The sequence below is a fragment of the Streptacidiphilus pinicola genome (genome assembly GCF_003258295.1).
GTDB lineage: Bacteria > Actinomycetota > Actinomycetes > Streptomycetales > Streptomycetaceae > Streptacidiphilus > Streptacidiphilus pinicola.
Window position 1 is genome coordinate 1 of sequence record NZ_QKYN01000098.1, and the last position, 11543, is coordinate 11543.

Genomic DNA, 11543 nt, shown 5'->3' on the forward strand with positions numbered 1-11543 from the left:
AGCGACCAGCCGGGGCCGTCCGCACGGACGATGCGGGCGCCCTCGGGGCCCGGCGCGGAGCGCACGCGGCCGGCGGGCGGGGGGTCGCTGGTGTAGCCGATGGCCTCGTCCAGCACGCGCTGGATGTGCGCGGGAGGCGCGGCCCCCGTCGAGTCGAAGGAGGCGTGCAGGCCGACCTGCTCGCGCCAGGTGAGCCACTGCTTGGCCACGTCGTCCGCGGCCATCCGGCGCTGCGCCGCGCCCCAGCCCTGCGGGTCGGGGGCGGTGAGCAGGATCTCGCCCGGCGCGGTCCGGGGGTCGTGGGGGTCGGGGACGCCCGGCGTCGCGACGGTGAGGGCGAGCGGCCAGCCCCCGATGGTGTCGACGACTGTGCGGTCGGGCGCGGAGAGCTCGTAGGGCATGCCGCAGTCCCACGCGGCGATCGCGCAGCCGATCAGCGCGGCGTCGTCGGAGACGACGGTCCAGCGCGCGCCGGTGGCGTCCTGGCCGAAGAGCAGGCCGTAGCCGTCCGTCCAAGGCTCGAGCCCGAGGGCCGCGCAGGCCTCCGGGTAGTCGTCGCCGAGCACGCTCGGGAACTGCCCCGGGGTCAGCAGCAACGCTGTGAGCACGTGAAACGTGTCCAGCTCGTCCTTGGCATTCGCGTTCACGGTCATGCACGCCCCCATCGCCCGGTAGGACCAGCACCCTGGTTCACCCGGTTGGCTCGGTGGTTCGCTCGTCGGGGGCATGCTAGTGACGCGCCGAGGCGCCACGCCAGGGACGAAAGGGACGGGCCGCCGTGACCGGCAAGGTCACAGCGGCCCGACAGCATCGAAACCGGTGTCGGCTCAGCCTGCCGTCACCGCGCGGATGCTCTCGCGCAGCGAGGACATCGTGGCCAGCACGGCCGTCGGCTCGTAGCCGCAGTGCGCCATGCAGTTGTCGCAGCGGGCGTCCTTGCCGCGACCGTAGTTGTCCCACTCCGTGGTGTCCAGCAGCTCCTGGTAGGTCTCCGTGTAGCCGTCCGCCATCAGGTAGCACGGCTTCTGCCAGCCCTTGAGCGAGTAGGACGGGATCGCCCACGGCGTGCACTCGAAGTCCTGCTTGCCCTCGAGGAAGTCGAGGTAGAGCGCGGAGTGGTTGAGCCGCCACTTCTTGCGGCGGCCGTCGCCGAACGCCTTCTTGAAGAGCTGGCGGGTCTGCTCGACGCCGAGGAAGCGGTCCTGGTCCGGCGCCTTCTCGTAGGCGTAGCCGGGCGAGATCTGCATCCGGTCGACCTTGAGCTCGTCGTTCAGGTAGTCGAGCACCTCGATGATGTCCTGAGGGCTGTCGTTGTTGAAGAACGTCGAGTTCGTGTAGACCTGGAAGCCCGCCGCCTTGGCCTGCTTGATGGCGGCGACGGCCTGGTCGAAGACGCCGTCCTTGCTGACCGACTCGTCGTGCCGCTCCTGCAGCCCGTCGATGTGGACCATCCACGCGAAGTTCCGGTGCGGCTTGAACTTGTGGATGTGCTTGGGCAGCAGCACCGCGTTGGTGCAGAGAACGACGAACTTGCCGCGCTTCAGCAACTGGCGGGTGATCTCGTCGATCTGCGGGTGCATCAGCGGCTCGCCGCCGGCCAGGGAGACCATCGGGGCGCCCGACTCCTCCACGGCCGCGACAGCCTGCTCCACCGGCATGCGCTGCTTCAGCACGCTGGCCGGGTGCTGGATCTTGCCGCAGCCCGCACAGGCGAGGTTGCAGGCGAAGAGGGGTTCGACCTCCACGATGAGTGGGAACTTCTCGCGGCGGAGAAGCTTCTGCTTGAGGAGGTAGCTACCCATCTTGACGGTCAGATTGAGTGGGAGTCCCATGATCTCTCTCTCCGTTCCCCCGGGCGACGGGTCCGTGGCCCTCTTCTAACATACAGTCTGTATGGAACAGGATGCAGGTATGACAGCACCTCGATCGACGCGTTCGTTGCGGAGTCGGCGCGCGGAACACACCGCCGACACCCGGCGCGCGCTGCTGCGCGCCGCGCGTACCCTCTTCGCCGAGCGCGGATACACCGCGACCGGGACCGAGGATATTGTCGCTGCGGCGCAGGTCACTCGAGGGGCGCTCTACCACCACTTCAAGGACAAGGCCGACCTGTTCCGCGCCGTGATGGGCGACTGCGCCCAGGACATGGCGGAGCGCCTGGTCGAGCAGGAGACCGCGCGCGCGGAGAGCGAGAGCGGCGACGCCTGGACCCTGCTGCGGCACGGTTTCCAGTCCTTCCTGGACGCCTGCAACGATCCCGACTTCCAGCGGATCGTGCTCGTCGAGGGCCCGGCCGTGCTCGGCCACAGCGCCTGGGACGCGCTCGTCGAGGAGCACGGCTACGTGCTGCTGGCCGAGGAGCTGACCCGGGCGATCGACGAGGGCAGCATCTCGCCGATGCCGATCGGGCCGCTCACCCGGATGCTGGCCTCGCTGATCTCCGAGGCCAGCCTGTACATCGCCCGGGCGGAGGACCACGTCACCGCGCGCAAGGAGGCGGGCGAGGTGCTGGAGCGGCTGCTCACCGGTCTGTCGCGTACTGGCGCGTAACTTCCACGGTCCGAAGCCTTCCCGAGCCGGAGCGTGTCCCCTACCCTCTCGATTGCGCCACTGATTACTGGCACAGTTAGGAGAGGGAGACGGCATGGGGAGCAGCGCGGTCCAACAGGTGAAGGTCGCCGTCATCGGCTCGGGATTCGGCGGTCTCGGCGCCGCGGTGCGGTTGCGCCAAGAGGGTGAACACGACTTCGTCGTGCTCGAGCGCGGCGCGAGCGTGGGCGGCACCTGGCGCGACAACAGCTACCCCGGCTGCGCCTGCGACGTCCCCTCGCACCTGTACTCGTTCTCCTTCGCGCCCAACCCGGACTGGCCGCGCACCTTCTCCGGCCAGCCGGAGATCCGGAAGTACCTGGAGGGGGTCGTCGACCGCTTCGGCCTCCGCGGCCACCTGCGGTTCCACCACACGGTCACCGGCGCGCGCTGGGACGAGGGGACCGCCCGCTGGGAGATCGAGACCGAGCAGGGCCGCTACAGCGCCCAGGTGCTGGTCGCCGCGACCGGCCCGCTCTCCGACCCGTCGGTCCCTGACGTGCCGGGGATCGCGGACTTCCCGGGCGAGGTCTTCCACTCCGCGCAGTGGAACCACGACTACGACCTGGCCGGCAAGCGCGTCGCGGTCATCGGCACCGGCGCCTCCGCGATCCAGATCGTCCCCGCGATCCAGCCGAAGGCCGGCAGGCTGGTGCTGTTCCAGCGCACGCCGCCGTGGGTGATGAACCGGATGGACCGCGACATCACCGCCGCCGAGCGCTTCGTCTACCGGCACCTCCCGGCCAGCCAGAAGGCGCTGCGCGGGGCGCTGTGGCTGGTGCGCGAGTACCAGGTCGGCGCCTTCGTGAAGCGGCCCGGCCTGCTGAAGGTGCCGGAGGCGTTGGCTCTCGCGAACCTGAGGAAGCACGTCAAGGACCCGGCGCTGCGGGTCAAGCTGACGCCCGACTACCGCTTCGGCTGCAAGCGCGTGCTGCTGTCCAACACCTACTATCCGGCGCTCGCCCAGCCCAACGTCGACGTGGTGGCCTCCGGGCTCAAGGAGATCAAGGGCAGCACGCTGGTCGCCTCCGACGGCACCGAGCACGAGGTCGACGCGATCGTCTTCTCCACCGGCTTCCACGTCACCGACCTGCCCGTCGCCGAGCACATCACCGGCATGAACGGCCGGACACTGGCCGAGGAGTGGGAGGACGGCATGGCGGGCCTGCGCGGCACCACCGTGCGCGGCTTCCCGAACCTGCTGCTGATCATCGGTCCGAACACCGGCCTCGGGAACAGCTCGATGGTGCTGATGATCGAGTCCCAGCTCAACTACCTGGCGGACTACCTGCGCAAGCTCGGGTCGACGGGTGCCGCGGCCCTGGACGTGACCGCCTCCGCGCAGCTGCGCTGGTCCGACGAGGTGCAGCGCCGGATGGCCAGGACCGTCTGGAACACCGGCGGTTGCCGCAGCTGGTATCTGGACGCCAAGGGCAACAACACCACGCTCTGGCCCGGCACCACCGCCCACTTCCGCCGCGAGACGCGCACAGTGGACCTGCACGAGTACGACCTGATCCGCACCCCTGCCGCCGCGCCAGTGAACGTCTGAGAGGTATATCGAGATGTCGACAAGTAAGAGTCTGGCCGGTCAGGTCGCGGTCATCACCGGCGCCGCCCGCGGTGTCGGCGCGCAGTTGGCGCGGGTGCTGACCGCGCGCGGGGCGCGGGTCGCCCTGGTGGGCTTGGAGCGCGACGAGCTCAAGCAGGTCGCCGAGGAGTGCGGCCCCGAGGCCGGCTGGTGGGAGGCCAACGTCACCGACCGCGACGCGCTGCGCACCGCGGCCGCGGAGATCCTGGAGCGCTACGGCCGCATCGACGTCGTGGTGGCCAATGCCGGTATCGCGACAGGCGCGCCCTTTCTCGACTCCGACCCGGAGGTGTGGACCCGCGTCATCGAGGTCAACCTCGTCGGCAGCGCGAACACGGCCTGGGCCTTCCTGCCCGCGCTCGCCGACTCCCGCGGCTACTTCCTGCAGATCGCCTCGCTCGCCGCGATCACCCCCTCGCCGCTGATGAGCGCGTACTGCGCGAGCAAGAGCGGGGTGGAGGCCTTCGCCCACTCGATCCGCCCCGAGCTGGCGCTGAAGGGAGTCAAGGTCGGCGTCGGATATCTCAGCTGGACCGACACGGACATGGTCCGCGGCGCGGACGAGGACCCGGTGATGCGCGACATGCGCGCGGCGCTGCCGTGGCCGCTCAACCGGACCTACCCGCTCGGCCCCGCGGTGGACCGGATCGCCGACGGCGTCGCCCGGCGCAGCGCGCACGTCTACGCCCAGGCGTGGCTGCGCGGCATGCAGCCGCAGCGCTACCTGGTCCCCATGATCATGGGAGCGGTCGGCCCGATGCGGCTGCGTGCGATGGGCGAGCGGCTCGCCGAGTTCGCCGAGAAGCCGCGCGGCCTGGTGGGCCGGGGCGGCGCCGCGGACTCCGCGGACCGCCGGTCTCACGTCGGCTAGGCCTTAGGCGTACTCGTCCGACACGTCGTCCGATCCGTCGGGCGGCGTGTCGGGGCAGGGGTAGGCGAAGCGCACGACCAGCGAGTGGAACAGCTCCGCCTCCTCGGGCGTGAAGCCCGTGGTCATCCGCTCCTCCGTGCGCCGGACCGCTGCCATGACCCGCTCAAGTGTGGCTCGACCGGCGTCCGTCAGGATGACGGCGTGGGCCCGGCGGTCGGTCGGGTGCGCCTCGCGGCGCACCAGGCCGCGCGCCTCCAGTGCGTCGAGTGCGCGGACCATCGCGGACTTGTCCACGCCCATGCTGTCCACGAGCTGGCGCTGCGTCAGCATCCCGAGCAGGCCGACGTGCATGAAGATCCCGGCATGGATGTTCTCCAGGCCCAGGGGCTTCAGCTCCTCCGCGAAGAGGCGGGCGGCCCGCAGGTGCGCATGGCGCAGAGCCAGGCCCAGGGACGGCCGCTGTGGGGTAGGGGTCGCGTTCATCTCTTCCAGTATAGGCGTGCGCGAGACAATCTCATATGAGACTATCTCCACAGATACGAAAGATCGTCTCTGGGAGTACACGATGCCGCTCCAAAACGCCCGCCCGCGTTGGCCCTTGGTCTCGCTCCGGGTCACCGCCGCACTCGTCGCCCTGCTGGCCGTGGCCCAGCCGATCCTCGCCGGGGGGTTTCTGCAGGGGTTCTATCCGCTGCTCAACGCGCACATGGTGGCCGCGATGATTCTCGCGACGGCCGTCCTGCTCTCCGTCGTCGCGGGGCTGCTGGTGTGGCGCGTCGGCGGTGGGCCCAGCTCGTTCGCCGTGGGATACCTGGTGCTGCTGGTGCTCTGCGTGGCGCAGATCAGCCTGGGCTTCAGCCGGGTGCTGATCCTCCACATTCCGCTGGGCGTGGGCATCTTCGTGATGGCCGAGAAGTTCATCACCGACGTGATGCGCTACAAGCCCGGGGCCGACGCGGCCGCCACCGCGTCGACCGCGACCAACGAGCCCGCCGAGGCGGAGGCATGAGCGCCTGGAGCCGGCGGAGGTTCCTGGGCGTCGGCGCCGCGGGGGTCGTCGGGGCCGGGGCGGTCGCCGTCGGGCTGCCCGCGCTCGGCGCGCTGATCCCCAGCGGCCAGCCGGGACTGCTGCTCGCCAGTCAGGTGCCGCTGCCCAAGCGCTACGCTACGCAACTGCCGATCCCCTCCGTGCTCCAGCCGGTGCGCACCGACGGGACCACCGACTACTACGAGATCACCGCCCGCCCCGGGATGGCCCGGCTGGTGGCCGGCCACGACACCGAGGTCTGGGGCTACCAGGGCATGTTCCCCGGCCCGACCATCGAGTCGCGTTCGGGCCGCCGGACGGTGGTCACCCACAAGAACGAGCTGCCGCACCCGACCGTGGTGCACCTGCACGGCGGCCACACCCCGCACGACAGCGACGGCTACCCGATGGACCTGATCGCGCCGCTCGGCGGCGGCACGGGCGGGCCCGGCGCCGGTGGCATGGCCGGGATGGCGGGCATGGGCCCGGCGACGGCCAAGCCCGAGCGCGTCTACGACTACCCGATGAACCAGCGGGCCGCGACGCTCTGGTACCACGACCACACCATGGGGTTCACCGGTCCGCACGTGTACCGGGGGCTGGCCGGCTTCCACCTGGTCCGCGACGACGAGGAGGCCGCGCTCGGCCTGCCGCACGGCCCGCGCGAGCTGCCGCTGATGATCGCGGACCGCGCCTTTGCCGCCGACGGCTCCTTCGCCTACCCGGCGTTGGACCCGAGCGAGGTCAAGCCCGGTGTCCAGTCGGCCTACATGAACGGCGTGCTGGGCGACGTGATCCTGGTCAACGGCGCGCCCTGGCCGGTCGCGCCCGTGGACCGGGCCCGCTACCGGCTGCGGATCCTCAACGCCTCCAACGCGCGCCGCTACCGGCTGGAGCTGGACCCGCAGCCGCCCGGCGGCGGGGGGCTGCTGCAGATCGGCTCCGACGGCGGCCTGTTGGAGCGCCCGATCGCCCACGACGCGATCGAGCTGGCCTCGGCCGAACGCTTCGACGTCGTGGTCGACTTCTCCCGCTACCCGGCCGGCAGCAGCGTCCGGCTGGTGAACCGGCTCGGCAGCGGCAGTACGGCCGAGGTGATGCGTTTCGACATCGGCAGCGCGCAGGTGAGTGACGACTCCCGGGTACCGGGCGGCACGCTGGCCAAGGTCGAGAAGCTGGACGCCTCCAAGGCGGTCGCGACGCGAACCTTCACCTTCATCAAGTCGCAGAACAACTGGACCATCAACGGCCAGGGCTACCAGCCGGGTCAGTCCCTGGCCTCGCCCAAGCTGGGCCAGGTGGAGATCTGGCGGTTCGTCAGCGACGTCCACCATCCCGTCCACCTGCACCTGGACCCGTTCCAGGTGGTCCGTCGCAACGGGGACGCCCCCGGGGAGTTCGACGCGGGCTGGAAGGACACGGTCGACGTGCTGCCCGCCGAGGGCGTCGAGGTGGCCGTGCGTTTCACCGACTACGCGGGCCGGTTCCTGGTGCACTGCCACAACCTCGAACACGAGGACATGGCCAGTATGGGGGAGTTCACCACGCAGTGACGTGGCGTCATGTCGCATCCGCCGCGCGGCGTTCCGGGGCCCCTACCGGAGGTCCTGGCCCGCCGCGCGGCACTCCTCCAGCAGCACCCGCAGGTCGTCCTCGGTCGTCCTCGCGTTCAACAGGCAGGCGCGGACGGCCTCCTGGCCGTTCAGCACGGTTCCGGTGACGAAGGCGCGGCCGCGCTCCTGGACGGCCACGCCCAGCGCGACGTTGACGCGGTGCAGGGTCTCCGCGTCCGCGCCCGCCGGGGCGTAGCGGAAGGCGACGATGGAGGTCTCGACGGGCGTCAGCAGCTCCAGGTCCGGCGCCTCCTCGACCATCCGGCCCAGCTCGCGGGCGAGTTCGCAGCAGCGCGTGACATCGGCGGTCACGCCCGAGCGGCCGGCGGCGGCCAGGGTGGCCCAGACCTTGAGCGAGCGGAACGGGCGGGTCTGCTCGATCCCGTACTCCGAGAACCAGCCCAGCCCGCCCGCCGCGTCGTCGCGCAGGTAGGGCGGCACCAGGCTGAACGTGCCGCGCAGCTGCTCCGTGTCGCGGACCAGCAGGCAGCCGCAGTCCACCGGCACGCCCAGCCACTTGTGCGGGTCCAGGGCGAGTGAGTCGGCTCGCTCGAGGCCCGCGTAGCGCGACGCGGAGACCGGGTCGAGCCGCCCGAAGGCGCCGTACGCGCCGTCCACGTGCAGCCAGAGCTTCTCCTCGGCGCACAGGTCGGCAAGAGCGGCGAGGTCGTCCACGACACCGGCGTTGACCGTGCCGGCGGAGCCGACCACCAGGAACGGCGTCAGCCCGGCGGCCCGGTCGGTGCGGAGGCGTTCGCGCAGCGCCTCCGGGTCCAGGTGCCCGGCGGCGTCGGTGGCGACCGTGACCAGGTGGCGGCTGCCGAGCCCGAGCAGCTCGGCGGCCTTGCGGACGCACGAGTGGGTCTCCGCGCTCACGTAGCCGACCAGTGGCGGCAGCGCGGCCACGCCCTCCTCGCGCACGTTCACCCCGAGCTCGGCGGCGGCCCGGTTCCGGGCGGCGGCGACCGCGACGATCGTGGCCATCGACGCCCCCGAGGTCAGCAGCCCGCCCCCGGCCGGGTGCGGGAAGCCGACCAGCTCCGCGAGCCAGCGCACGACGCTCCGCTCCAGGTGCACGTCCGCGTGGTCGCCGCCGGCCGAGCTCGGGTTGACGGCCGCTGCCGCGAACGAGCCGAGGATGCCGGCGGGCGCGGGCGCGGCGTTGACCCAGCCGAAGAAGCGCGGGTGACCGTTGCCCATCGGGTACGGCAGTACGTCCGAGCCGATCGCCTCGACCAGCGCCGCCAACTCAGTGCCGTCCTCGGGCAACGGGCGCGTCAGCAGTTCCTCGCGGGCCGCGGCCGGCATGGGCGTCCACACCTCGCGTGCGGACAGGCCCTCGAGGTAGTCGGCGAGCAGCTCGACGGCGTCGTGGGCGGCGGAACGGAAGTCGCTGGTCATGCGGACACTCTAGGCATGGGGGCCAAGGGGTCCCGCCGCAGGACCCCGTTCCGCGGCGGCGTCTGCGGCGGCCTCAGCCCCGCGGCTCGCTGAGGGCGACCGAGTCGTCCGGCGGCGTCGGCTTCGGGCGGCGGGGGAAGCGGTCGCCGGACGGCTCCGGGCCGGTGTCGGGCCCGGGGTGGTCGCCCCTGCCTCGCATCCGGTCGGAGACGAACCGCAGGGGCGCGCCCAGGGCGACGGCCAGCGGGTGACGGGTGATCCCGGACCCGAGGTGGTTCCGGCCGGAACCCGAACGGATCTTGCGGGGTTGCGCGTTCTCTGATGCCATGTCAGCCTCCCGACCCGTCCAGCGTGCCTCGCGATGACGGCGCGTGCAAACAACGTGCTCATCCGTTGATCGCAAGGGAGACTGGAGGGGTCCGACCCGTTGTGGCGTGGGAGAGGGGCACCGTGAGCGTCGTCGCTGGCAAGAAGGCGATGGGCGAGCAGGACGACGCGTCCGCGCCGCGCGACGGAGGACGACGGTCGGCGCGCTTCTGGGGGCGGGCCAGGGGGCCGCTGCTGGCCGCTCTGACGGGCGCGCTGCCGGTGCTGATCTTTCCCGCGCCGGGCTGGTGGTGGTTCGCCTACGTGTGCCTGGTGCCGCTGCTGCTGGTGCTCCGGGCCGCGCCGACGCCGCGCCGGGCCGCCTGGCTGGGCTGGTGGGGCGGGATCGGCTTCCTGCTGGGCGTGATGAGCTGGCTGATTCCCTCACTGGGCCCCGCGATCCTGGTGCTGGCCGCCTTCCTGGGCGGGCTCTGGGCGCCGTGGGGCTGGCTGGTCCACCGTCTGCTGCATGGCACGCCGGACGCCGGGCGGGCGCTCGCGGCCCTGGTGCTGATCCCGACGGGCTGGCTGCTGACCGAGACGGTCCGCTCCTGGCAGTACCTGGGCGGACCCTGGGGGCTGCTGGGTGCCAGCCAGTACCAGCAGCACTTCGCGCTGCGGCTGGCCTCCGTGGGCGGGGTCTGGCTGGACAGCCTGGTGATCGTCGCCGTCAACACCGCCGTGGTGGTGCTGCTCGCCGCCTGGGGGCGGTCCGCCGTCGCCTGGCTGACGCTGCTGTCGCTCGGCGCGGCGACGGCCGCGGTGACGCTCTGGGCGCCCGCCCCGCACCCCACCGGCCGCACCGCGGCCATCGGGGTCGTTCAGCCCGGCATGGCGGTGGCCAACGACGCCGTGGGCGACCGGACCGTGCGCGGCGAGCAGCTGAGCGGGACGCTCGCCGCGAGCAGGCCGGACCTCGTCCTCTGGGGCGAGAGCAGCGTCTCCTTCGACCTCGACGCCCGCCCGGACCTGGCCACCGGGATCAGTCGGGTCGCCACTCGGACGGGCGCGGACGTGCTGGTCAACGTCGACGCGGTACGGCCGGGCAGGGGCGGCATCTACAAGAGTTCGGTGCTGGTGGGCCCGGAGGGGGTGACCGGTCAGCGGTACGACAAGATCCGCCTGGTGCCGTTCGGCGAGTACATCCCGCTGCGGCCGGTGCTCGGCTTCGTCAAGGACTTCTCCAAGGCCGCCGGGGTCGACCGGCGGCGCGGCAGCGACCCCGTGGTGATGACCGTGCCCACCCGCGACGGCGGCACGCTGAAGGTCGGACCGCTGATCTGCTTCGAGTCGGCCTTCCCCGACATGAGCCGGGCGTTGGTGCAGCGCGGCGCCCAGGTGATCCTGGTCCAGTCGGCGACGCCCACCTTCCAGTCCACCTGGGCGCCCGAGCAGCATGCCTCGCTGGCCGCGCTGCGCGCCGCCGAGACCGGCCGCCCGGTCGTGCAGGCCACGCTGACCGGCGTCAGCGTCGCCTACGACGCGAACGGCCGGCAGACGGGGACGCGGCTCGGCAAGGACGCCTCCGCCGCGACCGTCTACACCGTGTCGCTGACGACGGGCGACACCCTCTACGTCCGCTGGGGCAACTGGGTGCCGACCGGTTCCGCGCTCGTCCTGCTGCTGAGCGGCGGTGTCTGGGCCGTGTCCGCGCGCCGGAACCGGGTCCGCGAGGCCGGTGCGGGCAAGCCGGAGACCCCGTCCGGCGGCCGTTAGTGCGAGATCCTGCCCGATATCGGGCAGGATTCTTGGAGAAGCATCAAGGCTCTGCGTAAGGTCGTGCGTCGTGTCCCAAGCCAGCCACCCTCACGACGACCTGTTGCAGCACGTGCTCCGCACCACCGCGCTCGGCCCGGGCGAGGCAGCCCGGGTGATCGCGGACGTGCTCGCCTACTTCGGCGAGACCACCGAGGACTACGTGCGGCGCCGCCATGGCGAGCTGCAGGCGCGCGGGCTGACCAACGACCAGATCTTCACCCGGATCGACCAGGAACTGCGGCAGCGCCGCGTGGCGGCGCCCGAGCTGTCCGCGCGCCAGCTGCGGCGCCTGGTCTACGGATAGGCCGATCCGGCTCAGGGCTGTTC

The 11543-nt window shown here is 71.8% G+C and carries 12 protein-coding genes; 7 read left to right on the forward strand and 5 right to left on the reverse strand.

Annotation, left to right across the window (positions count from 1 at the left end):
• Both DN069_RS24620 and hpnH read right to left on the reverse strand, forming a co-directional pair.
• Positions 1-653, reverse strand: a 653-nt coding sequence (locus DN069_RS24620) for a hypothetical protein (protein WP_111504366.1), incomplete at its 3' end; no start/stop codon positions are given.
• 174 nt (positions 654-827) lie between these two features.
• Entirely contained in the window at positions 828-1832 is a 1005-nt protein-coding gene (gene hpnH / locus DN069_RS24625; protein WP_111504368.1) for an adenosyl-hopene transferase HpnH, read from the reverse strand.
• Positions 1833-1911: 79 nt separating this feature from the next.
• On the opposite strand from hpnH, the gene DN069_RS24630 reads away from it, so the two are divergent.
• The 3 genes from DN069_RS24630 to DN069_RS24640 all read left to right on the forward strand — a co-directional run bounded on the left by DN069_RS24630 (position 1912) and on the right by DN069_RS24640 (position 5051).
• A complete protein-coding gene (locus tag DN069_RS24630; protein WP_111504370.1) occupies positions 1912-2550 on the forward strand; it encodes a TetR/AcrR family transcriptional regulator in 639 nt (212 codons plus the stop codon).
• Between the two features lie 94 nt (positions 2551-2644).
• Positions 2645-4141, forward strand: a complete 1497-nt coding sequence (locus DN069_RS24635; protein ID WP_111504372.1) for a flavin-containing monooxygenase — start codon at positions 2645-2647, stop codon at positions 4139-4141.
• Between the two features lie 13 nt (positions 4142-4154).
• Positions 4155-5051: an SDR family oxidoreductase gene (locus DN069_RS24640; protein ID WP_111504374.1), complete on the forward strand. Its 897-nt coding sequence runs from the start codon at positions 4155-4157 to the stop codon at positions 5049-5051.
• Positions 5052-5054: 3 nt separating this feature from the next.
• Here DN069_RS24640 and DN069_RS24645 read toward each other — a convergent pair whose 3' ends face one another.
• On the reverse strand, positions 5055-5534 hold the full coding sequence (locus DN069_RS24645) for a MarR family winged helix-turn-helix transcriptional regulator (RefSeq protein ID WP_111504376.1): 480 nt from the start codon (positions 5532-5534) through the stop codon (positions 5055-5057).
• An 82-nt stretch (positions 5535-5616) separates the two neighbouring features.
• On the opposite strand from DN069_RS24645, the gene DN069_RS24650 reads away from it, so the two are divergent.
• Both DN069_RS24650 and DN069_RS24655 read left to right on the forward strand, forming a co-directional pair.
• Positions 5617-6060, forward strand: coding sequence for a hypothetical protein (locus DN069_RS24650; protein WP_133260034.1), 444 nt, complete (start codon positions 5617-5619; stop codon positions 6058-6060).
• Positions 6057-7631: a multicopper oxidase family protein gene (locus tag DN069_RS24655; protein ID WP_111504380.1), complete on the forward strand. Its 1575-nt coding sequence runs from the start codon at positions 6057-6059 to the stop codon at positions 7629-7631. Before DN069_RS24650 ends, DN069_RS24655 begins: the two co-directional genes overlap by 4 nt.
• Positions 7632-7673: 42 nt before the next feature.
• On the opposite strand, the gene DN069_RS24660 is transcribed toward DN069_RS24655, so the two are convergent.
• Positions 7674-9092: a pyridoxal phosphate-dependent decarboxylase family protein gene (locus DN069_RS24660; RefSeq protein WP_111504382.1), complete on the reverse strand. Its 1419-nt coding sequence runs from the start codon at positions 9090-9092 to the stop codon at positions 7674-7676.
• A 73-nt stretch (positions 9093-9165) separates the two neighbouring features.
• Positions 9166-9420, reverse strand: a complete 255-nt coding sequence (locus DN069_RS24665; RefSeq protein WP_111504384.1) for a hypothetical protein — start codon at positions 9418-9420, stop codon at positions 9166-9168.
• Positions 9421-9569: 149 nt separating this feature from the next.
• Here DN069_RS24665 and lnt point away from each other — a divergent pair, with 149 nt between their 5' ends.
• Positions 9570-11174, forward strand: coding sequence for an apolipoprotein N-acyltransferase (lnt, locus tag DN069_RS24670; RefSeq protein WP_111504468.1), 1605 nt, complete (start codon positions 9570-9572; stop codon positions 11172-11174).
• 70 nt (positions 11175-11244) lie between these two features.
• Entirely contained in the window at positions 11245-11520 is a 276-nt protein-coding gene (locus tag DN069_RS24675; protein ID WP_111504386.1) for a hypothetical protein, read from the forward strand.
• The last annotated feature ends 23 nt before the right edge of the window (positions 11521-11543 follow it).

Excerpts from the sequence above, each read along its gene's own strand:
- DN069_RS24640 (WP_111504374.1), top strand. The coding sequence starts at position 4,155 with ATGTCGACAAGTAAGAGTCTGGCCGGTCAGGTCGCGGTCATCACCGGC.
- DN069_RS24650 (WP_133260034.1), top strand. The coding sequence starts at position 5,617 with ATGCCGCTCCAAAACGCCCGCCCGCGTTGGCCCTTGGTCTCGCTCCGG.
- DN069_RS24645 (WP_111504376.1), bottom strand. The coding sequence starts at position 5,534 with ATGAACGCGACCCCTACCCCACAGCGGCCGTCCCTGGGCCTGGCTCTG.
- hpnH (WP_111504368.1), bottom strand. The coding sequence starts at position 1,832 with ATGGGACTCCCACTCAATCTGACCGTCAAGATGGGTAGCTACCTCCTC.
- DN069_RS24630 (WP_111504370.1), top strand. The coding sequence starts at position 1,912 with ATGACAGCACCTCGATCGACGCGTTCGTTGCGGAGTCGGCGCGCGGAA.
- DN069_RS24635 (WP_111504372.1), top strand. The coding sequence starts at position 2,645 with ATGGGGAGCAGCGCGGTCCAACAGGTGAAGGTCGCCGTCATCGGCTCG.
- lnt (WP_111504468.1), top strand. The coding sequence starts at position 9,570 with ATGGGCGAGCAGGACGACGCGTCCGCGCCGCGCGACGGAGGACGACGG.
- DN069_RS24655 (WP_111504380.1), top strand. The coding sequence starts at position 6,057 with ATGAGCGCCTGGAGCCGGCGGAGGTTCCTGGGCGTCGGCGCCGCGGGG.
- DN069_RS24660 (WP_111504382.1), bottom strand. The coding sequence starts at position 9,092 with ATGACCAGCGACTTCCGTTCCGCCGCCCACGACGCCGTCGAGCTGCTC.
- DN069_RS24665 (WP_111504384.1), bottom strand. The coding sequence starts at position 9,420 with ATGGCATCAGAGAACGCGCAACCCCGCAAGATCCGTTCGGGTTCCGGC.